The 25384-nt window shown below is 61.0% G+C and carries 23 protein-coding genes; 15 read left to right on the forward strand and 8 right to left on the reverse strand.

Annotated elements, in window-relative coordinates; genetic code table 11:
- Positions 1 to 859: 859 nt before the first annotated feature.
- Entirely contained in the window at positions 860 to 1465 is a 606-nt protein-coding gene (locus R3175_RS16730) for a hypothetical protein (protein WP_318945477.1), read from the forward strand.
- Positions 1466 to 1524: 59 nt separating this feature from the next.
- Here the strand turns inward: R3175_RS16730 and R3175_RS16735 are convergent, their stop codons facing one another.
- Positions 1525 to 2247, reverse strand: a complete 723-nt coding sequence (locus R3175_RS16735; RefSeq protein ID WP_318945478.1) for a response regulator — start codon at positions 2245 to 2247, stop codon at positions 1525 to 1527.
- Between the two features lie 361 nt (positions 2248 to 2608).
- On the opposite strand from R3175_RS16735, the gene gloA reads away from it, so the two are divergent.
- From gloA to R3175_RS16755, 4 genes are all read left to right on the forward strand, one after another.
- A complete protein-coding gene (gene gloA, locus R3175_RS16740) occupies positions 2609 to 3049 on the forward strand; it encodes a lactoylglutathione lyase (protein WP_318945479.1) in 441 nt (146 codons plus the stop codon).
- Positions 3050 to 3132: 83 nt separating this feature from the next.
- Positions 3133 to 4536, forward strand: a complete 1404-nt coding sequence (locus tag R3175_RS16745; protein WP_318945480.1) for a mannose-1-phosphate guanylyltransferase/mannose-6-phosphate isomerase — start codon at positions 3133 to 3135, stop codon at positions 4534 to 4536.
- Positions 4537 to 4578: 42 nt separating this feature from the next.
- Complete coding sequence (locus R3175_RS16750; RefSeq protein WP_318945481.1) at positions 4579 to 5976, forward strand: hypothetical protein; 1398 nt, start codon at positions 4579 to 4581, stop codon at positions 5974 to 5976.
- Positions 5977 to 6053: 77 nt separating this feature from the next.
- Complete coding sequence (locus tag R3175_RS16755) at positions 6054 to 6431, forward strand: hypothetical protein (RefSeq protein WP_318945482.1); 378 nt, start codon at positions 6054 to 6056, stop codon at positions 6429 to 6431.
- 133 nt (positions 6432 to 6564) lie between these two features.
- Here R3175_RS16755 and R3175_RS16760 read toward each other — a convergent pair whose 3' ends face one another.
- Positions 6565 to 7104 (reverse strand): cold shock domain-containing protein, encoded by a 540-nt coding sequence (locus R3175_RS16760; protein ID WP_318945483.1) that lies wholly within the window; start codon positions 7102 to 7104, stop codon positions 6565 to 6567.
- Positions 7105 to 7289: 185 nt separating this feature from the next.
- On the opposite strand from R3175_RS16760, the gene R3175_RS16765 reads away from it, so the two are divergent.
- The gene (locus R3175_RS16765) at positions 7290 to 7508 is read left to right on the forward strand and encodes a SlyX family protein (protein WP_318945484.1); all 219 of its coding nucleotides are present in this window, start codon (positions 7290 to 7292) and stop codon (positions 7506 to 7508) included.
- Between the two features lie 6 nt (positions 7509 to 7514).
- Here R3175_RS16765 and dapE read toward each other — a convergent pair whose 3' ends face one another.
- From dapE to map, 6 genes are all read right to left on the reverse strand, one after another.
- A complete protein-coding gene (gene dapE / locus R3175_RS16770) occupies positions 7515 to 8645 on the reverse strand; it encodes a succinyl-diaminopimelate desuccinylase (protein WP_318945485.1) in 1131 nt (376 codons plus the stop codon).
- A gap of 114 nt (positions 8646 to 8759) precedes the next feature.
- Positions 8760 to 9788, reverse strand: a complete 1029-nt coding sequence (dapD, locus tag R3175_RS16775) for a 2,3,4,5-tetrahydropyridine-2,6-dicarboxylate N-succinyltransferase (protein ID WP_318945486.1) — start codon at positions 9786 to 9788, stop codon at positions 8760 to 8762.
- A gap of 110 nt (positions 9789 to 9898) precedes the next feature.
- Positions 9899 to 10243 (reverse strand): ArsC family reductase, encoded by a 345-nt coding sequence (locus R3175_RS16780; protein WP_318945506.1) that lies wholly within the window; start codon positions 10241 to 10243, stop codon positions 9899 to 9901.
- A 64-nt stretch (positions 10244 to 10307) separates the two neighbouring features.
- Positions 10308 to 11507, reverse strand: a complete 1200-nt coding sequence (dapC, locus tag R3175_RS16785) for a succinyldiaminopimelate transaminase (protein ID WP_318945487.1) — start codon at positions 11505 to 11507, stop codon at positions 10308 to 10310.
- A 16-nt stretch (positions 11508 to 11523) separates the two neighbouring features.
- Complete coding sequence (locus R3175_RS16790) at positions 11524 to 14169, reverse strand: [protein-PII] uridylyltransferase (protein ID WP_318945488.1); 2646 nt, start codon at positions 14167 to 14169, stop codon at positions 11524 to 11526.
- Positions 14170 to 14940: a type I methionyl aminopeptidase gene (gene map / locus R3175_RS16795; RefSeq protein ID WP_318945489.1), complete on the reverse strand. Its 771-nt coding sequence runs from the start codon at positions 14938 to 14940 to the stop codon at positions 14170 to 14172.
- A gap of 375 nt (positions 14941 to 15315) precedes the next feature.
- On the opposite strand from map, the gene rpsB reads away from it, so the two are divergent.
- From rpsB to bamA, 9 genes are all read left to right on the forward strand, one after another.
- Positions 15316 to 16065 (forward strand): 30S ribosomal protein S2, encoded by a 750-nt coding sequence (gene rpsB, locus R3175_RS16800; protein WP_318945490.1) that lies wholly within the window; start codon positions 15316 to 15318, stop codon positions 16063 to 16065.
- A gap of 160 nt (positions 16066 to 16225) precedes the next feature.
- Positions 16226 to 17095: a translation elongation factor Ts gene (tsf, locus tag R3175_RS16805; RefSeq protein WP_318945491.1), complete on the forward strand. Its 870-nt coding sequence runs from the start codon at positions 16226 to 16228 to the stop codon at positions 17093 to 17095.
- 259 nt (positions 17096 to 17354) lie between these two features.
- On the forward strand, positions 17355 to 18083 hold the full coding sequence (pyrH, locus tag R3175_RS16810; RefSeq protein ID WP_318945492.1) for a UMP kinase: 729 nt from the start codon (positions 17355 to 17357) through the stop codon (positions 18081 to 18083).
- Positions 18084 to 18182: 99 nt separating this feature from the next.
- Complete coding sequence (gene frr, locus R3175_RS16815; RefSeq protein WP_318945493.1) at positions 18183 to 18740, forward strand: ribosome recycling factor; 558 nt, start codon at positions 18183 to 18185, stop codon at positions 18738 to 18740.
- A gap of 73 nt (positions 18741 to 18813) precedes the next feature.
- Positions 18814 to 19596, forward strand: coding sequence for a polyprenyl diphosphate synthase (gene uppS, locus R3175_RS16820; RefSeq protein WP_318945494.1), 783 nt, complete (start codon positions 18814 to 18816; stop codon positions 19594 to 19596).
- 12 nt (positions 19597 to 19608) lie between these two features.
- On the forward strand, positions 19609 to 20442 hold the full coding sequence (locus tag R3175_RS16825) for a phosphatidate cytidylyltransferase (RefSeq protein ID WP_318945495.1): 834 nt from the start codon (positions 19609 to 19611) through the stop codon (positions 20440 to 20442).
- Positions 20443 to 20444: 2 nt separating this feature from the next.
- A complete protein-coding gene (gene ispC / locus R3175_RS16830; RefSeq protein ID WP_318945496.1) occupies positions 20445 to 21623 on the forward strand; it encodes a 1-deoxy-D-xylulose-5-phosphate reductoisomerase in 1179 nt (392 codons plus the stop codon).
- Positions 21624 to 21658: 35 nt separating this feature from the next.
- The gene (gene rseP, locus R3175_RS16835) at positions 21659 to 23008 is read left to right on the forward strand and encodes an RIP metalloprotease RseP (protein WP_318945497.1); all 1350 of its coding nucleotides are present in this window, start codon (positions 21659 to 21661) and stop codon (positions 23006 to 23008) included.
- 43 nt (positions 23009 to 23051) lie between these two features.
- Positions 23052 to 25370, forward strand: a complete 2319-nt coding sequence (gene bamA / locus R3175_RS16840) for an outer membrane protein assembly factor BamA (protein WP_318945498.1) — start codon at positions 23052 to 23054, stop codon at positions 25368 to 25370.
- Positions 25371 to 25384 lie beyond the last annotated feature (14 nt).

The raw sequence follows: 25384 nt of genomic DNA on the forward strand, positions 1-25384 counted from the left end.
AGGTCACCCGGGAGGCCTGGCGTAAGGACCACGAACAACGCTGGAAAAACCGTCTACAGGAGACGAACTTCCACCACCCTTGCATCCTGGATGCCCACATCCAGGGAAGGGGGCTGCCGATGCCGGACGAACCGCGAGGGGCCATGTTGGCGTGACGGATCCTTCCTGCTGACTAGCGCCGGTGCGGACCGAGGGGCAGGTGATTGCGTCAGCTCCGCCGCCTTCCTGTTGGTGGACAGGCCCGAAGAGCAGTTCAAGGCCCATTTCTGGATGACCTGGAACCTTGGCGGCAAGGTGAAGTCCTTAACACCGGAGTTTGTATACTATGACGCTCAACGCCAGATGTTGCGTTTCCACATGACCAAACCTCAACGGCGAGGTATGGGCCGTTTCCGATCCATGGAGCAGTTGAAGGCCAAGGTGCAGATTGCGTTGGGCAACGGACGTTGGCCCTTTGCCGGAATCCCCGACGAATCGAGCGCGTATTGGTGAGGAGCTTCAGCCAGTTGGCACCTATGCAGGAGCCATCCCCTATCTCGGTACTATTCAGGACGTCGAAGCGCTTCAGGATCAAGAGAAAACCGATCCAGAATTTAAGTCCAAAGACTGGTGGTGGGACCACCAGCGGATTCGTTTTCTGAATGGAACGTTAGGTTTCAAGTTTCTGATACTTATTATACCAATGGCTTGGGTGCTTGCTCTCTGGCTGGGAGGCCCCGCAGCAATGATTTGGGCTGTCTCTGAGGTGGATGCAATAAGAGAGCTTCCTGCACTTCTGGTGGGGATCGCCGCTATCCTTCTAACAATAGCGTGGTATGCATTTGCTATTTGGGTTACTCCTTATACCACCAACTGGCTCATGGGCACCGGAATCGGGTTCCTTCTCAAGCCCTTCGAAAAGACCATTAACAAGAAGCTGGACGACACTCTGGAAGACGGCTGCAGCGAGTTTAATCGGGTCACCGGTCAGGTTCGCATGGCCCTGGGGCGTGGACGGTTCTTCGAGGCCCCGTTTGTGGAGTTTGATGCCTATGTGGATCGGGTAATCCAGCAAAGCGGCGTCTTCTACCGTCTGATGCTGGTGCATCGCTACACCCAGAAAACCTTCAACAAGACCGCATTTAGCACCATCGAATCGAACAAGAGCGAGGCGCTGGCTATGTGGGACGTGCTACAGCGATATATGGACGTGACCCAGCCCTTACCAGATGTACCTCGACTTGAGCCTTTTCGGCATCTGGACCCGGTGACGGCTGAGCATGACAAGCAGACCGGCCGCAATCCCCGCTACTGGCGAGACCTGGACCTGGAAGTCTGGAAGGAGGGCGAGGGCTGGCACGAGGTGCACAGGCGCCAGTGCGAATACCTCTGGAGTAAACGGGTGTGCAAACTCACTCCCAAGCTGGGCCAGATCGACATGGCGACCTATCGCGAACAGCGCCCGGCGACGGCAAGCGCCATATAGCGTTATTGGCTGATTGAGGGCGCGGGTTTGAGCATATGCGGGATTCTCCCCGCCCCCCATCAGGCACTCAAATAAAACACCATGGCACTCGGGCCCTGATGCTGGTCGTACAGCGCCTTGACCCGGGCGGGCAGGCTCAGGTCCTCGCCGCGGGCATTCCGGACCTTCAGGGAGCCCTCCCATGCACCCTCGCGAAGGACCGTGCGGTAGAGGGCGTCGTAGGGCTTGCCGTCGGCTGACAGGTGCAGTATCCGGGCGGGTTGGTGACGCAGCATGGGGAGTTCATAGCCCAGCAGGGTGCAGAAGGCAGCGTTGGCGTCACGGATATGGCCCTGGCGGTCCACCAGCAGCAGCCCCTCCTGAACGCCCTCGAACACCTGTCGGTACTCGTGGGCCAGGTTTTGCAGTGCAGCGTCGCGAAAGGCGTCCCGCAGGGTCTCCTTGAGCCCCCAGTCGTCCCAGGGTTTGTCGATGAACTTGTGGGCCTGGCCGAAGTTGATGGCGTCGCGTACCGTGTCGTACTCCAGCTTTCCGCTGATCACCAGGCGTATGGTGCGTGGATAGCGTTGAGCAATCCGGTTCAGCAGTTCGGCACCGTTCATACCGGGCATGGCGTAATCCGTCAGTACCACATCCACATCCTGCTGTTTGAGGACGTCCAGGGCCTCGGACGCATTGGTAGCGGTATGGATCTGGTAGCTCTCGTCCCGGAGCAGGCGGGTCAGGCTGCTTAATATCTGGGGGGCATCATCCACTATCAGCAATTGGCCCTGGCCGTACATGACGATTGATCTCCTACGCTTACGCTCACTGGGTTTGGTCGATCACGGGTTCACGGATGCATGTACAAAGAGCGTACAGCGTGCATCAACAATTGGCTGTTAACGGAATGTAGGCTTTTGTTAGAAACCGTATTGGCAGGAGTGGGTGGGGATACAGCAGCGATCCATGAAATCCAGCCATATTGGCTAACCCCGGATAGCGCGAGCCAACGCGTGAGGGCGTCACCATTGGAGACGGGAAGGAGCCCTGGAATTCGCTCGGTTCTGTCGGAACGGTAGGTGGGAATGCCGGCAAGTTGTACTATGGCGGGTACGGGAACAACATTGTTGTCAAAAGCATTTCTATTAAGGAACAACCACCATGCAATACCTCCACACCATGGTCCGCGTCCACGATCTGGAAAAGTCCCTCCGTTTCTATTGCGACCTGCTGGGGCTGAAGGAAATCAGCCGCAAGGATAACGAGAAGGGCCGTTTCACCCTGGTGTTCCTGGCGGCACCGGATGATGAGGCGCGGGCGCGGGAGGACAAGGCGCCGATGATCGAGCTGACCTATAACTGGGACCCGGAAGAGTACACCGGCGGCCGCAACTTCGGCCACCTGGCCTATCGGGTCGACGATATCTATGCGCTGTGCGAGCACTTGCGGGATAACGGCGTCACCATCAACCGGCCGCCCCGGGACGGTTACATGGCCTTTGTGCGCTCGCCGGACGGGATCTCCATCGAGCTGCTGCAAAAGGGCAATGCGCTGCCACCCCGGGAGCCCTGGGCATCCATGGAGAACACCGGCAGTTGGTGACGGCCGGTTGTTAATCCCCAACCACAGGCAAAACACCCATAATTGCGGTAGAATTTGCCGCAAAATTTACCCAAGGATGAATCATGCTCGCAGTCATTCTCTCCGGCGGGTCCGGCACCCGTCTTTGGCCCCTGTCCCGGGAGGCGTTCCCGAAGCAGTTTCTGCCCGTGGTGACCGAGGATTCCCTGTTGGCGGAAACCATTCACCGTGGCCTCGATCTGGACGAAGACGCCAAGGTATTGGCCATTACCAACGAAGACCATCGCTTTGTGGTCGCCGCCCAGTGTCAGGCCCAGGCTCCCGAACGGACGGCCGGCATCATTCTGGAGCCGGCCGGTCGCAACACCGCGCCGGCCATCGCGTTGGCGGCGTTGGCGGCCGAGGCTAACCCGGCAGAGTTGCTGCTGGTGATGCCATCCGATCACGTACTGAAGGACATAGAGGCGTTCCGCCAAGCGGTGAACAAGGGGGCCGAGGCGGCCCGCGCGGGCAAGCTGGTCACCTTTGGCATTGTGCCGCTGGCCCCGCATACCGGCTACGGCTACATCAAGGCCGGTGAGAAGCGGAATGGCTACTCGGAAGTCACCGCGTTTGTCGAGAAGCCGGATGAGGCCACTGCCGAACGCTACCTGGCCGAGGGCGATTACCTCTGGAACAGCGGCATGTTCCTGTTCCGGGCGGATCGCTACCTGGAAGAGCTGGGCAAGCACAATCCCGAAATGCTGGCGGCCTGCAAGGCGGCCTGGGCCGAGAAGCAGGCGGATCTGGACTTCATCCGGGTGGGCAAGGAAGCCTTCGAAGCCTGTCCGGACGATTCCATCGATTACGCGGTGATGGAGAAAACCCAGGATGCGGTGGTGGTGCCGCTGAACGCCGGTTGGTCTGATGTCGGTTCCTGGTCCGCCCTGTGGGAAATCCAGCCCCAGGACGAGCATGGCAATGTCTGTCGTGGCGATGTAATTACCGAGGATGTCTCCGGCAGTTACCTGCACTCCGAAGGCCGGCTGATTGCGGCCCTGGGCGTCAGCGATCATGTGATCGTGGAAACCGATGACGTGGTACTGGTGGCCGATCGCAACCGGGTTCAGGACGTCAAGAAGCTGGTGGCCAAGGTGAAGGAGCAGGGCCGCCTGGAGCACCGTTTCCACAAGAAGGTACACCGCCCCTGGGGCACCTACGAAGGCGTGGCCATGGGCGAGCGCTTCCAGGTCAAGCGCATCACCGTCAATCCCGGCGCATCGCTGTCGCTGCAGAAGCATCACCACCGGGCGGAGCACTGGGTGGTGGTGAAGGGCACCGCCAGCGTGAATCGTGGCGAGGAAACCCTGCTGCTGACCGAAGATCAGTCCACCTACATTCCGCTGGGGGTGACCCACCGGTTGACCAATCCCGGAGTGATTCCGCTGGAGTTGATCGAGGTTCAAACCGGCAGTTACCTCGGCGAGGATGACATTGTCCGCTTCGAGGACACGTACAACCGGGTGTAGCGCCCGGTTTACACAAACACCTAACTGCACAAGGATGATACGATGGAAGACTGGCAAGGATGCCTCAGTCCCTCCTGTCAAACCGCCTTACGGCACGCTCGCCAGAGCGTGGAGGCTCGCGGCGGTAACGCGGTAACCGTTGAAGATTTCCTGCTTGCATTGCTGGACAGTGAGCCCGCACTGATCGCGTTCCTCACCCGCCAGGGTGTCGACCAGGATGAGTTGGTGCGAACCATCCAGTGCGAGCAGCCTGTCGTTACCACCGTGAGCGGCGAGGATATCCTCTCTTCCCAGCTGCAATACCTGTTCGCCATGGCCCGTGAGCAGCACAGCGGCCCCTGGTTGCACTGGCCGGCACTGCTGCGGGCCCTCACCCAGGCAACGGAGCGGCTTCAGGGCAAGGCCTATGTGGCCGTGCTCGAGCAGGTCCCCCACTGGCCGGACGAAGGTGCCAGTGACGTGGCCATTCCAGATCGGCCAGGGGACGCGAAACCGCCTGTCGTTGTGACCGATTCCAATTGGCTGACGTTCGCCGAAGATATCGCCGTCGCCTTGGCGGCTGACCCGCGCGCCCTGGTTTGGGTGAGTGGACCGGAAGGGGCTGGAAAGAGCTGTTGGCTGGATTCACTGATACCGCTGTTGTCTCAGGGGGTGGTTCAGCTGGATCTGAGGTCTGAGCGGGAGGTGATGTCCTTGACCGGTACCGAACTGCCGGTGGGAGGGCGTGCATCGAGTGCCTGTCCGGTGTTGGTGTTGGACCAGGTGGCCCCGGCCGATCTGGTGGAGCTGCTGGCGCAAAGGGAGCATGTGGGCAACTTTGTTTTGCCCGGCTACCAGGGACCGGTCCTGCTGCTTGGGGTTCCGGGGGCGGACGACCTGTGGGCGGCTCCCCGCTTGCAGCGATTGCTGGGGAGAGGCCTGAGCCAACATACCTTTCCGCCGGCGTCCGGCTCCCAGTTATTGGCAGTGTTGACGGTGCACCAACCCCGCATTGAGAAACGCTGGGGCGTGGAGCTTGATCTTGAAGCACTGTCCCGGGTGGCCAACACCCTGTCCGGCTCGGCCGCCACCCCGGGACAGGCGCTGAACTGGCTCGAGCGAGCGGCCGCCCGGGTGTCACTGCGAGCCGAGCAGGGGCCTTGGGAGGCCCGGCGCCTGGCTGCCGAGGCGGACACGCTGCGGCGGCAGCAACTGGTGGCATTGGCCCGGCACCTGCCGATCTCGGAGCTGGACGATGCCTTACAGCGGTTGAGTGTGGACCGGGCAGCCTGTGAAGTGGGCTGGCAGGAGCGTCAGGCGGCGGGTGAATTACGGCGGGTGACGGTGGCCGATGTGCTGGCGGAGCGCGAGCGTCTGGTGGCGGGGGATGGCACCATGGAGCGGCGTCACTCCCCTGGGCGCCGGATGGCGGACCGCGCTCGAATCCACGCGGTAACCTGATGTTATCCGAGGACTTGCAGTGATCGTCGACCACGGTCACTATGAGGGCTTTCCATTGGCCGTGCAGGAGAAGTGGGGTGCAAGACCTCGAAATCTACATCCGTGACCTGGCGTCCGGTCAGTTGTCGTCCTGGTTGCGTCAGCAGCTGGATGCCCTGCAGTTGGACGATTCTGATCTGACCGGAGCGGCGTTAAAAGGTGAGGGCCGTTATCAGGGAACCCGAATCCGGGTGAGTGTGTATCCCCAGGCCATGGGCAAGCGCTACACCTGCGTGGTGCTGGAGGGCGAAGAGTTGCCCTGGAATGATGACCTTGGGTGTGCCCGCAGTGCCTGGCGATCCTTGGAGACGGAAGTACGGTGCAGTCCCGGTCAGTGGCAGGAAGGGGACCCGGTGGACGATGAAAAATGGTGGCGGATTGACCAGCGGGGCGAAAAGCTGGTGGTATGGAATTAGCGCTGAACTGCTTTAGCGGCCAAGGTAAAGTCTACGAAGGAGCTTGATAAGTGCTCCAGTGGGTATCGGGGCTGTGAGCGAGCGGAAAGGAAAACGAACGGCCCGGGCGGGCCGTTCGTGGGCAGGGGCGCTGCTATTCGTCGCTCAGGATGGACACGTTGTCCGCCTGCAGGCCCTTGTCGGCTTCTACCACGTTGAACCGCACCAGCTGGCCCTGACGCAGGACCCGCCGGCCACGGCCGCGGATGGCGCGGAAGTGTACAAACACCTCGTCACCGTTCTCACGCACGATAAAGCCAAATCCTTTTTTCACGTTGAACCACTTAACAGTGCCTTCCTCATCGCCCTCCGGACCTTCGGCTTCGTCCAGATCGTCGGCCTGGGCGCTGTTGCTGGCGGCCCGGCGGGGCGCCTTGCGGGCAGCCTGACGCTGGCCAAGGGCAACGGTGAGGAACCCGGCCAGCCCAAACAGGACAAAAGCAATGATGTAAGCGGCTATTCCCTGGGCGCTGCCCAGAACAAAGGGCGCGTTGGTGGCCAGCTCACTGGAACCGGACTTGGACAGGATCTGGAAAACTTCCGGGGTGAAGGTGAGCAGGGCAAATGCCAAAATGAAAGGTGCAGGAATGGCGATCAGAACAGCAACAAGGATCGCTTTGGCTGGATTACGCATTGACGACTGTTTCTCCGTTAATCAAATACTAACCGTAAAAACCGGTGACCGAGTAAAATTGAGCCGCCGGTCAGTGAAAACCGCCGAACGTGTTGGTTCGTAACAACACCTCGGCGGACAAAAGCGGCATAATACCAGATAAAGGGGACCGCTGACCAAGTGGCAATTGCAAGGGGGGAAAGACCATGAACGAGAAAGACCTGATGACCAGGCTGGAAGAACTGGAAACCCGCCTGGCGTTCCAAGACGACGTTATCAGCACACTGAACGACCAGGTGGCGAGGCAGGAGCTGGAAATCCGCGAACTGTGGGACGCCAAACGCCACTTGCACACTCAGCTAAAGGCCCTGACGCCGTCCGAGATCAAGTCGCAGGAGGAAGAGGTGCCTCCTCCTCACTATTAGTTGGCGTCAGGCCAGCAGTTCGATGAGGATCTGCTCGTAGATCTCGGAGAGGGCATCCAGGTCCGCCACGCTCACGCATTCGTTGACTTTGTGAATGGTGGCGTTGATCGGGCCCAGCTCCACAACCTGGGCCCCGGTGGGGGCAATGAACCGGCCGTCCGAGGTGCCGCCGGAGGTGGACAGTTCTGTCTCCCGGCCGGTGACCCGGCGAATGGCGTCCTGGGTGGCGGTCACCAGGGCGCCGCGGTCGGTCAGGAACGGCCGTCCGCTGAGATTCCACTCCAGGTCGTAGCGCAGGTCGTGGTCGTCGAGAATCTGTGAGACCCGCTCGGCCAGGGACTCGGCGGTGTTTTCGGTGCAGTAGCGGAAGTTGAAGTGCACCAGCAGCTCGCCGGGGATGATGTTGCTACCGGTGCCCGACTCGATCCGGGTGATCTGGAAGGTGGTGGGCGGGAAAAATTCGTTCCCGCTGTCCCAGTGTTCCCGGGCCAGGGCGGTCAGGGCAGGGGACGCGAGGTGTACCGGGTTTTCCGCCAGGTGCGGATAGGCCACGTGTCCCTGTGTGCCGTGAACGGTCAGGTAACCGTGCAGGGAGCCCCGGCGGCCGTTCTTGATCACGTCACCCACCTGCTCGGTGCTGGAAGGCTCACCAATCAGGCACCAGTCGATTTTCTCGTCCCGGGCTTCCAGGGTTTCCACCACCTTGACGGTGCCGTGCTTGGCCGGCCCTTCCTCATCGCTGGTGATCAGCAGCGCAATCGAGCCGCGATGGTCCGGATACCGGGCCACGAAGCGCTCACAGGCGGTGACGAACGCCGCCAGGCTGCCCTTCATGTCGGCCGCTCCACGGCCGTGGAGGAAGCCATCCCGGATCGTCCCTTCAAACGGGGCGATCGCCCAGTTCTTCTCCGGGCCGGTGGGGACCACGTCGGTATGGCCGGCAAAGGCCAGCACCGGGCCGTCACTGCCTTTCCGGGCCCAGAGGTTGTCCGTGTCACCAAAGCGCAGGGACTCGCCATTAAAGCCCAGCGGCGCAAGCCGGGACATCATCAGCTCCTGGCAGCCGGCATCGTCCGGGGTGACGGAGGGGCGCCGGATCAGGTCAATGGCAAGGTCGATGGTAGGCGATTGTGACATGGGGGTTCCTGAACGGGTTAAGTGTGATTGCTAAGCGGGTGAAGGTCGTCGGCTGGCGGCCGCAGTCGCACCCGGCACCACAAGGTTGCGGTGCCGGGTGTGGATTGCGTGGCCTTAGTTGTTGGCGTGCAGCTCTTCGTTCAGCTCGATGGCTGACTTGTTGGTCTTGCACTCCACGGCGCCGGTCTGGCTGTTACGACGGAACAGCAGGTCGGTCTTGCCGGCCAGGTCCCGCGCCTTGACGGTGTCCACCAGTTCGTTGTTGTCGTCCAGCAGCGCCACCTTGGAGCCGGCGGTGATGTACAGCCCCGCTTCCACGGTGCAGCGATCCCCCAGGGGAATGCCAATGCCGGCGTTGGCGCCGATCAGGCAGTTGTCACCCACCGAGATAATGATGTTGCCGCCACCGGACAGGGTGCCCATGGTGGAGCAGCCACCGCCCAGGTCGGAGCCCTTGCCGATCATCACGCCGGCGGAGATCCGGCCCTCGATCATGCTGGTGCCCTCGGTACCGGCATTGAAGTTGATGAAGCCCTCGTGCATGACGGTGGTGCCTTCGCCCACATAGGCGCCCAGGCGTACCCGGGCGGTGTCGGCAATCCGCACGCCGGCCGGGACCACGTAGTCGGTCATCTGCGGGAACTTGTCCACAGACTTCACTTCCAGGGTGCGGCCTTCGAGGCGCGCCTGCAGCTGACGGTCCGCCAGTTCGTTCAGGTCAATGGCGCCTTCGTTGGTCCAGGCCAGGTTCGGCAGCAGGCCGAAAATGCCGTCGAGTTTCAGGCCGTGGGGCTTGGCCAGGCGGTGGGAGATCAGGTGCAGCTTGAGGTAGACCTCTGGGGTGCTGGCGGCGGTGTCATCACTCTCCAGGATGGTGACCACCACCGGACGGGCGCTCTTGGACGCCAGCTCGGCCAGTTTGGCCTGGTCCTTGTGGTCGGTGCCCCAGAGCATTTCCTCCAGGGCATTAAGGTCGTCCAGGTCGACGTTCAGGGCCTGGTTGCCGCCCTTGTAGCCGAGAGTTTCCCGGGTGCACCGGATCAGTTCGTCGTCAGGGTTCAGTACCGGCTGCTGGTAGTAAACTTCCAGCCACTCGCCCTGGCTGTTCTGGGTACCGATCCCAATTCCGAAAGCGAAGCTCATGAGGGGTGCTCCTTGATCTGTCTTGTCGTCTGAGGGGCACCGGGATGAGGGAAGGTGCCCCTATGGATTGCTGTTGGTTGGCGGCAGGCGCCATTCATCATTCGCTAGGGTCAGTGGCCGAACGCCTGGTTCCAGTCTTCGGCCTTGAAGCCGACGCGAACCTGGCCATCGTGCTCAACCACCGGTCGCTTGATGATCGAGGGGTTGTCCAGCATGACCTGGTGGGCCGATTGGCCGTCAATGGTATCACGAACCTCATCCGGCAGCTTGCGCCAGGTGGTGCCGCGCCGATTGAGCAGGATTTCCCAGCCCACGGCCTGCTCCCAGGCGGCCAGGGTGTCGCTGTCCAGCCCATCCTTCTTGAAGTCGTGGAACTCGTAGTTGATGCCGGTCTCGTCCAGCCACTTGCGGGCCTTCTTGACGGTGTCGCAGTTCTTGATGCCGTAGAGTTTCATGGTCATGGAGTCGAAGTCAGTAAGTCAGTCCTAAAGGAGGTCCGTGTTAAGGGTCCGGAGCGGTTTATCGGGCCCGCAGGTACGCGACAATGCGCTCGGCGGCCTCGACGCATTCGGCCAGGGGCGCCACCAGGGCCATGCGAACCCGGTTCTCGCCCGGGGTGTAGCCGTCGACGGTGCGGGACAGGTAGCGTCCCGGCAGCACATGGACGTTCTGGCGGGCCGACAGCTCCACCGCGAAGGTCTCATCATCCACCGGCGTTTGCGGCCACAGGTAGAAGCCGGCGTCCGGGTAGCTCACGTCCATGACCTGACGCAGGATGGGCACCACCGCCTCGAACTTGGCGCGGTAGGCGGCGCGATTGTCCCGCACGTGGGCTTCGTCCTGCCAGGCCGCGACACTGGCCAACTGGTGCTGGAGGGGCATGGCGCAGCCGTGATAGGTGCGGTAACGCAGGTAATCCCTGAGAATGCGGGCATCCCCGGCCACAAAACCAGAGCGCAGGCCGGGCAGGTTGCTGCGTTTGGACAGGCTGTGGAACACCACGCAGCGGGCGTAATCGTCACGGCCGATGGCGGCGCAGGTTTGCAGCAGGCCTTCCGGTGGATGGGCCTCATCCGGGTACAGCTCGGAGTAGCATTCGTCCGAGGCGATGAGGAAGTCGTGGCGGTCGGCCAGTTCGATCACCCGGGTGAGGGTGTCCCGTGGAATGACGGCACCGCTGGGGTTGCCGGGCGAACACAGGAACAGGATCTGGCAGTCGTCCCACACCTGCGCCGGCACCCGGTCGAAATCCGGGATAAAGCCGTTGCTGTCGTTACACGGCAGGTAATGGGGCTGGGCGCCGGCGAGCAGGGCCGCGCCTTCGTAGATCTGGTAGAACGGGTTGGGGCTGACCACTTTGGCGCCGGGGCGGCTGCGGTCCACCACCGATTGCACCAGCGAGAAGATGCCTTCCCGGGTACCGTTGACCGGCACAATGTGCTCGTTGGCGCTGAGGGTGTCCGGCTTCAGCGCGAAGCGCCGGGTGGCCCAGTCCGCGATGGCCTGGCGCAGCTCGTCCAGGCCCTTGGTGGTCGGGTAGTTGGCCAGCCGGTCCAGGTTGTCGGCAATCACCTGCTGCACGAAGGCCGGCGCCGGGTGTTTGGGCTCACCAATGCCCAGCGAGATGGGCGCCAGATCCGCGGGTGTCTCGGTGCCCGTCTTGAGCTTGGCGAGCTTCTCGAACGGGTAGGGGTGCAATAGGGACAGGTTCGGGTTCATTGGGTCTCGTCCAGCTTCATTGGGTCTCGTCAAGCACGGTACAGAGATCGTCCTGGAGCTGTTGGCAGACGCCAGGATCGCGAATGGGCTCGCCGTTCTCATCGGTGACAAAGAAGACGTCCTCGACCCGCTCGCCGAGGGTGGCAATCTTCGCGTTGGTGAGGCGAACCCGGTGTTCCAGCAGCACCAGGCCAATTCGCGCCAGCAGGCCGGGGCGGTCCGGGGTGATGACCTCCATCACCGTGCGCTGGTTAACAGTGTCGTTGGAGAAGGTCACCTCGGTGGGAAATGCAAAGTGCTTGAGTTGGCGCGGCGTGCGCCGATGAATGATGTCCGGGTAGTCTTCCGGGTCATCCAGTTCCTCGATCAGCCGCTTGTGTACGCGTTCCTTGCGGGCCGGGTCGATGCCCAGTGGTTGGCCTTTGTCGTCCAGCACCACATAGGAACTGATGGAATAGGGGCCGTTGCCGCAACTGATACGGGCATCGGCGATGTTCAGGTTCAGTTGCTCCAGTACCGCCGTGGTGGCGGCAAACAGCGCCATCCGGTCCTTCATGTAGATGGTGATCTGGGAATAGCCCTCGGTGGGGCCGCCCCGGGTATCCCGGATCATCACCAGGGGATCCGGGTTGTCGCCGTGCCGGATGATGGCGGCGGTCTGCCAGGCGATGTCCACGGTGGAGTCCTGGAGGAAATACTCCTCATCCAGCGTGGACCATATGCGGTTGATCTGCTCGTCGGAGAAGTTCTGCGCCTGCAGCATCTCGCGGGCCTCCACCTGGGTGGCCCGGACCCACTCCTGACGGTCCACCGGGTTTTCCGTGCCCCGGCTCAGGGCTCGCTTGGCTTCCAGGTAGAGCTGGCGCAGCAGCGACGCCCGCCAGGTGTTCCACAGGTTGGGGTTGGTGGCGCTGATGTCGCAGACGGTCAGCACATACAGGTAGTCCAGGTGGACTTCGCTGGGCACGGCCCGGGCGAAACCGTGGATGATGTCCGGGTCGGAGATGTCCTTGCGCTGGGCGGTCATCGACATCAGCAGGTGGTTCTCCACCAGCCAGGAAATCAGTTGGGTGTCCCGCTCGCTGAGGTGGTGGCGCTGGCAGAAGGCTTCGGCGTCCACCGCGCCCAGCTCAGAGTGGTCTCCGCCACGCCCCTTGGCCACGTCGTGGTACAGCCCGGCGATGTACAGCACTTCCATCTTGGGCAGGCGGTGAATCAACCGGGTGGCCAGCGGGAATTCGGAGCGGGCCTCGGGGCCGCTCTGCCGGGCCATGTTGCGGATCACTCGCAGGGTGTGGGCGTCCACGGTGTAAATGTGGAACAGGTCGTGCTGCATCTGGCCGATGATCTTGCCGAACTCCGGCAGGTAGCGGCCCAGCACGTTGTACTTTTTCATGAACGACAGGGTGCGATCCAGCCGATGAGGGGTGCGCAGCAGTTCCATGAACAGGCTGGTTACCGCGAGGTCGTTGCGGAAGGCGTCGTCGATCAGGTGCCGGTGGGCCCGCAGGGAACGGATGGTGGTGGCGCGGATACCTACGATCTCCGGGTGCTGGGCCATCAGCACGAAAAGCTCCAGGATGGCGTAGGGGGCGTAGGCAAAGACCTGGTTGTTGGTGGCCTCGATGTACCGGTTGCGGATCTGAAAACGGCGGTTGAGGGGCTGGATCGTTTCCTGGCCATCGGTGTCCAGGATCGCCTCGTCGTAATACTGCAGGATCACGTCGGTGAGCTCGGCCAGGGCCAGCACCGTGCGGTAGTACGCCTGCATCATCAGTTCCACGCCCAGCCGTTTGCCCTCATCCCGGTAGCCCAGCATCTGCGCCAGTGCCCGCTGGTGGTCGAACAGCAGCCGGTTCTCGTTGCGGTCGGCAATCAGTTGCAGGCCGTAGCGTAAACGCCACAGGAAGGTCTCACCGTCCAGCAGGATGCGGTGCTCCTCTTCGGTCAGGATGCTGTAGCGGGTGAGGTCGGCGATGCTGTCCAGGCCGAAGTGGCGTTTGGTGATCCAGCCGATGGTCTGGATATCCCGCAGGGCGCCGGGGGAGCCTTTGACGTTGGGCTCCAGGTTGTACTCGGTGTCGCCATACTTATCGTGACGCTGCTTCTGCTCCTCGCGCTTGGCGATGAAGTAATCCCGGTCGGAGCTGATTTCGTCGGAAAAAATGGCCTCGCCGAGCTTGCTGCGAAGCTCATCGGGACCGGCGATGGTGCGGGTTTCCAGCAGGTTGGTGAGGATGGTGACATCATCCCGCGCGGCCTGCTTGCTCTCCTCCAGGCTGCGTACGCTGTGGCCAATGTCCAGGCGCAGGTCCCACAGCAGCGTCACGAAGGCCCCCAGGTCTTCCTGCCAGGCTTCCTCAACCCCGTTGCGGCTCAGGATCAGCAGGTCGATGTCGGAGTGGGGGTGCAGTTCCCCGCGGCCATAGCCGCCCACTGCGACCAGGGAAATGTCGGGGGACTGGGCAAACGGATAGCGGGACCAGATCAGCTGCAGTACCCGGTCCACGGTATTGGCCCGGGCATGGACGAGCTCCCGCACCCCGGCGCCCTGCCGGAACGCTTCGGCGTCGGCGTTGTAGCGGGTCTGCAGCAGCTCGCGGGCCGCCAGGATCGGGGACGGCTCCTTGCAAATGCGTGTTTCCAGTTCCGCGATGTCCACCTAGAACGACTCTTCGGTACGCTTGGTAAGCACTTCGCAGCCGTCGGCGGTCACCAGCAGGGTGTGTTCCCACTGGGCAGACAGCTTGTGGTCCTTGGTGACCACGGTCCAGCCGTCCGGCAGCAGCTTGGTGTGGTATTTGCCCTGGTTGATCATCGGCTCGATGGTGAAGGTCATGCCTTCCTTCAATTCCATGCCGGTGCCAGGCTTGCCGTAGTGCATCACCTGCGGCTCCTCGTGGAAGACCTTGCCGATGCCATGGCCGCAATAGTCACGAACCACCGAATAACGGTGCTTCTCGGCGTGTTTCTGGATCACGTGGCCGATATCGCCCAGGCGGGTGCCGGGCTTGACCAGCTCAATGCCCTTGTACAGGCATTCCTGGGTCACCTTGATCAACCGCTCCGTGCCCGGCTTGGGCTTGCCGACGATGAACATCTTGCTGGTATCGCCGTGGTACTGGTCCTTGATCACGGTGACGTCGATATTGAGGATGTCACCATCCTTGAGCACCTTCTTCTCGGAGGGGATGCCGTGGCAGATGACATGGTTGACCGAGGTGCAGATGGACTTCGGGAACCCCTTGTAGTTCAGCGGCGCCGGGATGGCCTCCTGCACGTTGACGATGTAATCGTGACAGATGCGATCAAGTTCCTCGGTGGATACGCCCGGTTTGACATACTCGCCGATCATCTCAAGGACTTCAGCCGCCAGTTTGCCCGCGACGCGCATCTTCTCGATTTCTTCCGGAGTCTTGATCGTTACCTGCATTGGGATTCCCGTTGAATTGAACCAAACCGCTATTTTAGGGATGCAGGGGCAAAGGGACAAGGTAGGGTGGCCGGAATGGTCGGCTCTAACCCGGGGATTCAGGGCAGCGAGTTGCTCGGGGTGGGTGAATTGGGTGGCGGACCGGTGACGCCTGACGCAGTAAATGGTGGAGCGCGCCTGAGTTGGCTGGCAAAATAGATGGCACTTTGTGGCGGGTTTGTGGTATAAACGCGCCGCCGGAATAAATCCGGCAAATTCGCACACACGTCGGCACGTTGTCCCAGGGTGCCTTACTTTCTCTTTCACTGACTGGAGAAGGTGGGTTGGGGCAATCGGACGTGTGGAGGACTAACCCGAAGCTAAAAGGTAACTATCATGGCTCAGGTAAACATGCGTGACCTGCTCAAGGCAGGTGCTCACTTCGGTCACCAGACCCGTTACTGGAACCCGAAAATGGGTAAATACATTTTCGGTGCCCGCAACAAGATTCATATCATCAACCTGGAGCAGACTGTTCCTGCCATGAACGACGCTCTGAAGTTCGTTCAGCAGCTGGCAGAGAGCAAGAACAAGGTGCTGTTCGTTGGTACCAAGCGTGCCGCCGCCAAGATCATCAAGGAAGAGGCGGAGCGCGCCGGTCAGCCGTTTGTTAACCATCGCTGGCTGGGCGGTATGCTGACCAACTACAAGACCATTCGTCAGTCCATCCGTCGTTACCGTGACCTGGAAGCCCAGAGCAAGGACGGTACTTTCGACAAGCTGACCAAGAAAGAAGCGCTTGAGCGTACCCGCGAAATGGACAAGCTGGAGCGTAGCATCGGCGGTATCAAGGACATGGGCGGCCTGCCGGATGCCCTGTTCGTTATCGACGTGGACCACGAGCGGATTGCCATCAAGGAAGCCAACAAGCTGGGCATTCCTGTCATTGGTGTGGTTGATACCAACAGCGATCCGGACGGCATCGATTACGTGATCCCGGGTAACGACGACGCAATCCGTGCGATCCAGATCTATGTGAAGGCCGTGGCAGACACCTGCCTGGAAGGTGTCCAGGCTGGCGGCGGCACTGACGAGTTCGTTGAAGTCAGTGAAGACGCCGAAGGTGCGGCACCGGCTGCCGAGTAATCACTCGGACGTCATTTGCTGATCATGTTTCAGCGTTTGAATGTGGGGGCTGAGGGGTTATCACTCCGGTCCCCCTTTCTTTAGATAGAAACAACCCCATTACATCTGTACCGGCCCTGAGGGGCGGGACTCCAGATTCCTGAAAGTGAGAGGATTGAACATGGCTGCTATTACCGCTGCAATGGTCAAGGAGCTGCGTGAGCGTACTGGTCTTGGCATGATGGAGTGCAAGAAGGCTCTGGTAGAAGCTGACGGCAGTGTTGACGCTGCAATCGAAGAACTGCGCAAGTCTTCTGGTCTGAAGGCTGCCAAGAAAGCCGGCCGTACTGCCGCTGAAGGTGTGTCCCTGATCAAGGTGTCCGACGACAACACCCGTGCTTTCATCCTGGAAGTGAACTGCGAAACCGATTTCGTTGCCCGTGATGACAACTTCCTGGCCTTTGCCAATGAAGTGCTCGCGGTCGCCTTCGAAAACGACGAAACCGACGTTGCCAAGCTGATGGAAGGCGATCTGGAAGGCAAGCGCGAAGCGCTGGTCCAGAAGATCGGTGAGAACATCACCGTGCGTCGCCTCATCAAGGTGGAAGGTCCGGTTGTTGACGGTTACGTTCACAGCAACAACAAGATCGCCAGTGTGGTCGCCATCTCCGCCGGCGACCCCGAAGTGGCTCGCGACGTTGCCATGCACGCCGCCGCGGTTAACCCGCGCGTAGGCAAGCCGGAAGACATGCCCGCCGAAGAGCTGGAAAAAGAGAAGGAAATCATCAAGGCTCAGCCGGACATGGAAGGCAAGCCTGCTGAAATCATCGAGAAGATGATGGGCGGCCGGATCAAGAAGTTCCTGAAAGAAAACAGCCTGGTTGAACAGCCGTTCGTCAAGAACCCGGACCAGACTGTGGGTGAGCTGATCAAGGCTGCCGGCGGTGAGCTGGTTGGCTTCGTTCGCCTGGAAGTTGGCGAAGGCATCGAGAAAGAAGAAGTGGACTTTGCCGCCGAGGTTGCTGCTGCAGCCGGTACCGGCAAGGCCTGATCCTTCTGTGCGCCGGGGAGCCGTAACGGCTCCCGGTGCTCCCAAGTCTGCCACGTTGGCTGGGATATCCCGGCTCTCGTGGCGGGCTTGTATCTGAGATACCCCTTTTTCAAAGGTGCGTTTGCCACGGGGTGACCCTGCGGGCGGGGCAGGGAAGAGGTATGTCAGATGCAAGCCCGGTTCCGAGGTCGCGCCGATCAACTGGCGTGGAACTCCCGTAGCGTCATTATCCTGCCAGACATCGATATAGGGGATCATCATGCCAAAGTCGTCGAACACACAACCGAGATACAAGCGGGTTCTGCTCAAGCTCAGTGGCGAAGCCCTGATGGGGGAGCTCGATTTCGGGATTGATCCCAAGGTGCTGGATCGCATGGCCCTTGAAATCGGCGCGTTGATCGGCATTGGTGTTCAGGTTGGCCTGGTGATTGGCGGCGGCAACCTGTTCCGTGGGGCGGCCCTGAATGCGGCCGGCATGGACCGGGTCACCGGCGATCACATGGGCATGCTCGCTACCGTGATGAATGGCCTGGCCATGAGGGATGCCCTGGAGCGTTCCAATATCCGTACCCGTGTCATGTCCGCCATCCCGATGAGTGGTATCGTGGAGCATTATGATCGTCGTCGTGCGGTGCGGGACCTGAAGGACGGCGACGTGGTCATTTTCTGCGCCGGCACCGGGAATCCTTTCTTCACCACCGATTCGTCCGCCTGTCTGCGGGGCATTGAGATCGAGGCCGATGCGGTTCTCAAGGCCACCAAGGTGGATGGGGTCTACTCCGCTGATCCGGTGCTCGATCCAACCGCAGAGAAATACGACTATTTGACCTATGATGAAGTGTTGGACAAGAAGCTGGGCGTTATGGACCTGACCGCCATCTGCCTGGCACGGGATCATGGCATGCCGCTGCGAATTTTCGATATGAATCAGCCCGGCGTGCTGACCCGCATTGTGACCGGCGAGCCGGAAGGCACTCTTATTGAGTAAGTCTGTACCGCGATTGAGCAAGACGGTACTGACTAAGACGGGATTGCATTGAACTGAGACCCCAAGGATCTTGCAAGTCAACGAATTGAGGATGCTGCAGTGATTAACGAAATCAAATCCGATGCCGAGCAACGCATGAAGAAGAGCCTGGAAGCTCTGGCGTCCGCGTTTAACAAAATCCGCACCGGTCGTGCCCATCCGGCCATTCTCGACAGTGTCATGGTCAGCTACTATGGCCAGGATACGCCGCTCAAACAGGTGGCCAGCGTCAACGTTGAGGATAACCGGACCCTGGTGGTGGCGCCTTGGGAAAAGAACCTGGTGCCGACCATCGAGAAGGCCATCATGACGTCCGACCTGGGGCTCAATCCGTCCACCAGCGGCGACGTGATCCGGGTTCCGATGCCCATGCTGACCGAAGACACACGTCGCGAGATGGTCAAGCAGGCCAAGGCAGACGCCGAGCACGGTCGGGTCTCTATCCGCAACGCCCGGCGTGATGCCAATAACGACATCAAGGAATTGCTGAAAGAGAAGGAGATCAGCGAGGACGATCAGCGCCGTGCCGAGGATGAGATTCAGAAGCTGACGGATCGCTACATCGCGGAAGTGGAAAAGATGCTGAAAGCCAAGGAAGCGGACCTGATGGAGGTTTGATCCTCCATCGACTTTTTACCAATGAATTACCCGGGGCGGCGCAACGTAGGCCGTACCCCGGGCAGGGGATAGCATGACGGACAGCGTATCCGCAGAAATTCCGGTCACGGCCGATGCCCGGCCCCGGCATGTGGCGATTATCATGGACGGTAATAACCGGTGGGCCAAGGCCCACCGGCTGAAAGGGGTCGCGGGTCACAAGGCCGGCGTCAAGGCCGTAAAGGCGGTGGTGGAAACCTGCGCCCGGGAAGGGGTCGAAGTGCTGACCCTGTTTGCCTTTTCCAGTGAGAACTGGCGCCGCCCCGAAGAAGAGGTCTCGGCCCTGATGCGCCTGTTCCTGTTTGCGCTGGAACGGGAGGTCAAGAAGCTCCACCGCAACAACATCCGCCTGCGCATCATCGGCGATCGCAGTGCCTTCAGCCCCGCGCTGCAGGACCATATGGCCCGTGCCGAGGAGCTGACCCGGGACAATACCCTGATGACCCTGGTGATTGCCGCCAACTACGGTGGCCATTGGGACATCACCCAGGCCACCCGCAAGGTCGCCGAAGAGGTGCGCGACGGAAAGCTTTCACCTTCGGACATCAACGAAGATGTGATCCAGCAGCACCTGTCCATCGGCGATTTGCCGATGCCGGATCTGCTGATCCGAACGGCGGGTGAGCAGCGTGTCAGCAACTTTCTGCTGTGGCACCTGGCCTACACCGAGTTCTACTTTTCTGAGGTCTATTGGCCCGATTTTCTCGAAGACGAGATGCGCAAGGCGTTGACGGCCTATTCCCGGCGCCAGCGCCGCTTTGGTCAGACCGATGACCAGATCGCAACCGCCCACCCGCCTGAAAATAACGACCAATAAGCGAACAACACTGTGCTCAAGACCCGCGTAATTACCGCTCTGATCCTGGCCCCCATCGCCGTTGGTGGCATCTTTTTTCTGCCGCCGATGGGGTTTGCGCTGTTTACCGGCGCCATCATCACCCTCGGCGCCTGGGAATGGGCCAACATGGCGGGTCTGACCAACCAGGCATCCCGCGTCGGCTATGCTGCCGCGGTGGCATTGGTGCTGTGGCTGGTCTATCAGCCACACTCCGCGGTGCTCTGGCTAGCGGTTTTGTGGTGGTTCCTCTGCCTGTTGCTGGTTCGGAGCTATCCGGCGGGCAGTGGCAGCTGGTCGCCGGTCGCGGTACGCATGTTGATGGGGCTGGCGGTGCTGGTTCCGGCCTGGGTGGGCCTCAATGTGTTGAGGAACGGCAGTTTCCAGTTCGGTGGGGTCGACAACAACCTGCTGATCATTCTCTACGTCTTCTGCATTGTCTGGGTGGCCGATATCGGCGCCTATTTCGCCGGCCGCGCGTTCGGCAGGGCCAAGCTGGCCCCGAGGGTCAGTCCGGGGAAATCCTGGGCCGGCGTGTGGGGCGGGCTGGCCGCGGTGGCGGCGTTTGCCTTGCTGGTCAGCTGGCTCGCCGGAGCCGGGATGGAAGACGCCCTGCTGTTGATCCTGGCCAGTCTGGTCACCGGGGCGGTGTCGGTGCTCGGAGACCTGCTGGAGAGCATGCTCAAGCGTTTTCGCGGAATCAAGGACAGCAGTCAGTTGCTGCCCGGGCACGGCGGCATCATGGACCGCATCGACAGCCTGACGGCCGCCATTCCGGTGTTTGCGCTGCTGATTTCCCAGCTCGGTTGGTTGACTGCAGGCATTTGATCATGCGTAACGTAACCATTCTCGGCGCAACCGGATCCATCGGGCAGAGTACCCTGGATGTGATCCGGCGGCATCCGGATCGCTTTGCGGTGCATGCCTTAACGGCGAGTACCCGAGTCGACGAGATGGTGTCGCTGTGCCGGGATTTCCGCCCCCGGTTTGCCGTGATGGCAGACGTGACCGCCGCTGCCCGCCTGGCCGAACAGTTGCCCCGAGACCTAGGCACCGAGGTGCTGGCCGGGGAGACTGGCCTGTGTGAGGTCGCCTCCGCCGGCGAGGTTGATACGGTGATGGCCGCCATTGTGGGGGCCGCCGGGCTGGCACCGACCCTGGCCGCGGCCAAGGCCGGCAAGCGGGTGCTGCTGGCCAACAAGGAAGCCCTGGTGATGTCCGGGCAGATGTTCATGGATGCGGTGGCCGAGTCTGGTGCCGAGTTGCTGCCGATCGACAGCGAGCACAATGCCATTTTTCAGTGTTTGCCCAGTGACCAGATGCGCAACCTGGGCGGGGCCGGTGTCCGTCGCATCCTGCTAACGGCATCGGGCGGTCCGTTCCGAACCTTCAGTCGTGAAGCGCTGCGCGATGTCACGCCGGCACAGGCCTGCGCACACCCCAACTGGTCCATGGGCCGGAAAATTTCAGTGGATTCCGCCAGTCTGATGAACAAGGGCCTGGAGCTGATCGAAGCCTGTTGGCTGTTCGACACCCGGCCAGAGATGGTGGAAGTCCATATCCACCCCGAGAGCATTATCCACTCCATGGTGGATTACGTGGATGGATCGGTGCTGGCCCAGCTGGGCAGTCCGGACATGCGCACGCCCATTGCCAATGGCCTGGCCTGGCCAGAGCGGATTGATGCGGGGGTGAAGCCATTGGACCTGTTTGCCCTTGGGCAGTTCAATTTTGAGCGGCCGGATCTGGAGCGTTTTCCCTGTCTGCGTCTGGCAGCAGAGGCGTTCGAGTCTGGCGGCACCGCGCCGGCGGTGTTGAATGCGGCCAACGAAGTGGCGGTGTCCGCCTTTCTGAACGGTAACCTTCGCTTTATCGATATACCCGTTATGATAGAGCGTACTTTGAGTTGTATGACGATGGAAGTGGCGGAAGACTTCGACGCGCTGTTTGCCAAGGACCGGGAAGCCCGGGCCAGGGCGCAGGAACAGCTGCCACTGATCGCTGTCTGATGCCTTAACCATTCACGAGACCAGTCGGGAGCACTATGCAGCTAGTTCAGACCATTTTGGCTCTGGTGGTAACCCTGGGGATACTGGTTACCATCCATGAGTTTGGGCACTTCTGGGTGGCTCGTCGTTGCGGGGTCAAGGTGCTGCGCTTTTCCGTTGGCTTTGGCAAGCCGTTCTATTCCTGGTACGACAAGCATGGAACCGAGTTCGCCATTGCTGCCATTCCCCTCGGCGGTTACGTCAAGATGCTGGATGAGCGGGAAGGCCCGGTCGCGGCCCATGAGCGCGACCAGGCGTTTACCTCCAAGCCTCCCGGTCAGCGTATTGCCATTGCCGCCGCCGGTCCGGTGGCCAACTTCCTGTTCGCGATTGCCGCCTACTGGTTGTTGGGGGTGGTCGGTTTCAGCTCGGTTGCGCCGATTGTCGGTGGCGTGGAGCCGGAATCCGTGGCCGCACGCATGGGGTTGGCGAACGGAATGGAAATTGTTGCGGTTGATGACCGCGATGTGGTCTCCTGGCGGGACATCAACATGCGGCTGCTGGAGCGGGCCGGCGAACACGATCGGGTCCGGATTACGGTGCTGGAAAACGGGCAGCGACAGCGGCTCAGTGCCGATCTGGCCGGCTGGCGGCTCGATGAGGAAGAGACCTACCCACTTCAGCAGTTCGGAGTGACCCCCTGGCGACCAGCGGTTCCGGCAGTATTGGGTCAAATCCTGCCTGAGGGCAGGGCAGAGGCTGCCGGGCTGCAGGTCGGTGACCGAGTGCTGGCAGTCGACGGCGATCCGGTTGCGGACTGGTTTGAACTGGTCGACCGGATCCAGGCGGCGCCGGAGCAGGCCCTGCAACTGACCATCGTGCGGGATCAGCAGGAGCGCACCGTCACGGTCACGCCCAAGACCCATACCACCGAGCAGGGAAAGGTGATCGGCCTGGTGGGCGCCGGTGTCTCCCCGGTGGAGTGGCCGGACGAATTACTGCGGGAAGTTCGTTACAATCCCCTGTCGGCGCTTCCATACGGTCTCTCGGAGACCTGGAGCGACACCCGGTTGACCCTGGTGGCCATCAAGAAGATGCTTACCGGGCTGTTGTCGCCCACCAACCTCAGTGGCCCCATCACCATTGCCCGGGTTGCCGAGGCGAGCGTCAGCTCCGGCTTTGAGGATTTTATCCGGTTCCTGGCCTATCTCAGCGTGAGCCTTGGGGTCTTGAATCTGCTGCCCGTCCCGGTGCTGGACGGCGGCCATATCGTTTTTTATGCCATTGAAGCCATTCGCCGCAAGCCGCTTTCCATGCAGGCTCAGGCGCTGGGAATGCGAATTGGCCTGGCAATGATTCTTACATTGATGGTGTTTGCACTTTACAACGACCTGATGCGGTTGTGAGAATTGCCACCTTCTTACGCGCACTAACAGGCGAACTTATTGAATGAGACGTTCTCTTTTCGGGGCAGTTTTCGGCCTTTTAGTTACCACAGTGGGTGGCCAGTCAGCACAAGCTGAAGAGTTCATCGTTTCCGACATCGAGGTGGAGGGCCTGCAGCGGGTGTCCGCAGGGAGTGTCTTTTCCGCGTTTCCCGTCGGCATTGGTGAATCCATGGATTCGCGGGAGTTGGCCGGGGCCATCAAGACCCTGTTCCGCACCGGGCTGTTCACGGACATTGCCGCCAGTCGCGATGGCAACATACTGATCCTGACGGTGCAGGAGCGACCCTCGATCAGCTCTATCGAGATCGAGGGTAACAAGAACATCGAGACCGAGATGTTGCTGGATGCCCTCGCCAGCGCCGGCCTGCAGGAGGGCCAGGTGTTCCGTCGCGCCACGCTGGAGCGGCTGGAGCTCGAGATCCTGCGTTCCTACGTCAGCCAGGGCCGCTACAACGCCCGGGTGAAGGCAACGGCGGAAGAGCTGCCCCGCAATCGGGCCGCGATTCAGCTGGATATCAACGAAGGCAGTGTGGCCGCCATCCAGCGGATCAACATTGTCGGCAACGAGGCGTTCAGCGACGAACAACTGTTGGAGCTGCTCGAACTGCAGACCAGCAGCCTGTGGGCGTCGCTCACCAACGCCGACAAGTATGCGCGGGAGCGCCTCAGTGGTGATCTCGAGACCTTGCGTTCGTACTACCTGGATCGGGGCTACATCGATTTCACGGTGGAATCCAGTCAGGTATCCATATCTCCGGACAAGAAAGAAGTTTTCATCGCCATTGCCATCGAAGAAGGCCCCCAGTACACCGTTCGTGACATCCATCTGCGCGGTGACCTGATTCTGCCGGAAGAGGAGCTGCGTAACCTGGTCCTCATCGAGGAGGGGGATGTCTTTTCCCGGGCGAAGATGACCACCACCTCGGACTTACTGTCCCGGCGTCTGGGGACCGAAGGCTATGCCTTCGCCAACATCAATGCCGTACCCGAGACCCACGACGACAATACCGCGACGGTGAGTTTCTTCGTGGAGCCGCGCAACCGGGCCTATGTGCGCCGGATCAACTTCCAGGGCAATGTGTCCACCCGGGACGATGTGCTACGCCAGGAAATGACTCAGATGGAGGGCGGTGTTGCCTCCACGGACCGGATCGAATACTCCAAGACCAAGCTCGAACGCCTGGGCTTTTTCAAGTCGGTGAACGTGGAGACCGTGCCGGTGCTGGGTACGGACGACCAGGTGGATGTGAACTACACCGTCGAGGAGCAGCCCACCGGCAGTCTGTCCGCTTCCATTGGCTACTCCCAGACCTCCGGGGCGATCCTGGGGGCAAACATTTCCGAGAACAACTTCTTCGGCAGCGGCAAACGGGTGTCGATAGGCGCCAATGTCAGCGACTCCATCAAGAGCGCAAACTTCTCCTACCTCAATCCGTATTTCACCGTGGACGGGGTGAGCCGGGGGTTCAGCGTGTTCGCCCGTGAAACGGACTACGAGGCAGAGGATATTTCATCCTATCTGCTGGATGAATACGGCGGCCGGGTGACGTTCGGTTACCCGACGGACAACATCACCCGCCTCAACTTCGGGCTTGGCTATACCTACTCCAAGGTGAAGACCGGGAGTTTTACCGCCGTTGAGGTGGAGGAATTCATCGCCGAAGAGGGCAATAGCTTCAATAATTATTACCTGTTTGGCTCCTGGAACCGCAGCACCCTGAACCGGGGCGTGTTGCCCACCGATGGCTACAGCCATTCCATCTCGGCGGATGTGGCGGTGCCGGGCAGTGACCTGACCTACTACAAGCTGCGCCATCGCACCGATTTCTACCAGCCATTGAACGACGCCCAGAGCTGGATCCTGAGGGCCCGGACCGAGGTGGGATACGGCGATGGCTATGGCGATCGGGAAGTGATGCCGTTCTACGAGCATTACTATGCCGGCGGCTATGGCTCGGTGCGGGGGTTCGAAGCCAACTCCCTGGGCCCGCTGGCAACCAACAGCCCCAATGACCTGTCGGATCCGGACCCGTTTGGCGGTAACCTGCTGACCGAAGCGAGCCTGGAGCTCATCTTCCCGACGCCGTTTGCCAACGACAGCCGTTCCATGAGGACGTCGTTCTTCCTGGACGGTGGCCAGGTCTTCGATTCCGAGCGGGGCTTCGATCCCGCCGCCGATGAATTGCGTTTTTCGGCCGGTATCGGTTTCCAGTGGATCACGGCGGTGGGACCGCTGGCCTTCAGTCTGGCGAAACCACTGAACGACAAGTCTGGGGATGATACCCAGGTCTTCCAGTTCTCACTGGGCCAGAGTTTCTGATTACGCACGGGACG

Origin of the sequence: Marinobacter sp. (assembly GCF_033722735.1) — a bacterium.
Classification (GTDB): Bacteria; Pseudomonadota; Gammaproteobacteria; order Pseudomonadales; family Oleiphilaceae; genus Marinobacter.

Bases quoted from the DNA above. Each gene is read 5' to 3' on its own strand.
- uppS (WP_318945494.1), top strand. From the start codon at position 18,814: ATGACGGACAGCGTATCCGCAGAAATTCCGGTCACGGCCGATGCCCGG.
- R3175_RS16760 (WP_318945483.1), bottom strand. From the start codon at position 7,104: ATGCGTAATCCAGCCAAAGCGATCCTTGTTGCTGTTCTGATCGCCATT.
- bamA (WP_318945498.1), top strand. From the start codon at position 23,052: ATGAGACGTTCTCTTTTCGGGGCAGTTTTCGGCCTTTTAGTTACCACA.
- R3175_RS16730 (WP_318945477.1), top strand. From the start codon at position 860: ATGGGCACCGGAATCGGGTTCCTTCTCAAGCCCTTCGAAAAGACCATT.
- rseP (WP_318945497.1), top strand. From the start codon at position 21,659: ATGCAGCTAGTTCAGACCATTTTGGCTCTGGTGGTAACCCTGGGGATA.
- dapD (WP_318945486.1), bottom strand. From the start codon at position 9,788: ATGAGCTTCGCTTTCGGAATTGGGATCGGTACCCAGAACAGCCAGGGC.
- R3175_RS16780 (WP_318945506.1), bottom strand. From the start codon at position 10,243: ATGAAACTCTACGGCATCAAGAACTGCGACACCGTCAAGAAGGCCCGC.
- ispC (WP_318945496.1), top strand. From the start codon at position 20,445: ATGCGTAACGTAACCATTCTCGGCGCAACCGGATCCATCGGGCAGAGT.
- pyrH (WP_318945492.1), top strand. From the start codon at position 17,355: ATGCCAAAGTCGTCGAACACACAACCGAGATACAAGCGGGTTCTGCTC.
- gloA (WP_318945479.1), top strand. From the start codon at position 2,609: ATGCAATACCTCCACACCATGGTCCGCGTCCACGATCTGGAAAAGTCC.
- R3175_RS16745 (WP_318945480.1), top strand. From the start codon at position 3,133: ATGCTCGCAGTCATTCTCTCCGGCGGGTCCGGCACCCGTCTTTGGCCC.
- dapC (WP_318945487.1), bottom strand. From the start codon at position 11,507: ATGAACCCGAACCTGTCCCTATTGCACCCCTACCCGTTCGAGAAGCTC.
- R3175_RS16735 (WP_318945478.1), bottom strand. From the start codon at position 2,247: ATGTACGGCCAGGGCCAATTGCTGATAGTGGATGATGCCCCCCAGATA.
- tsf (WP_318945491.1), top strand. From the start codon at position 16,226: ATGGCTGCTATTACCGCTGCAATGGTCAAGGAGCTGCGTGAGCGTACT.
- map (WP_318945489.1), bottom strand. From the start codon at position 14,940: ATGCAGGTAACGATCAAGACTCCGGAAGAAATCGAGAAGATGCGCGTC.
- rpsB (WP_318945490.1), top strand. From the start codon at position 15,316: ATGGCTCAGGTAAACATGCGTGACCTGCTCAAGGCAGGTGCTCACTTC.
- R3175_RS16765 (WP_318945484.1), top strand. From the start codon at position 7,290: ATGAACGAGAAAGACCTGATGACCAGGCTGGAAGAACTGGAAACCCGC.
- dapE (WP_318945485.1), bottom strand. From the start codon at position 8,645: ATGTCACAATCGCCTACCATCGACCTTGCCATTGACCTGATCCGGCGC.
- R3175_RS16750 (WP_318945481.1), top strand. From the start codon at position 4,579: ATGGAAGACTGGCAAGGATGCCTCAGTCCCTCCTGTCAAACCGCCTTA.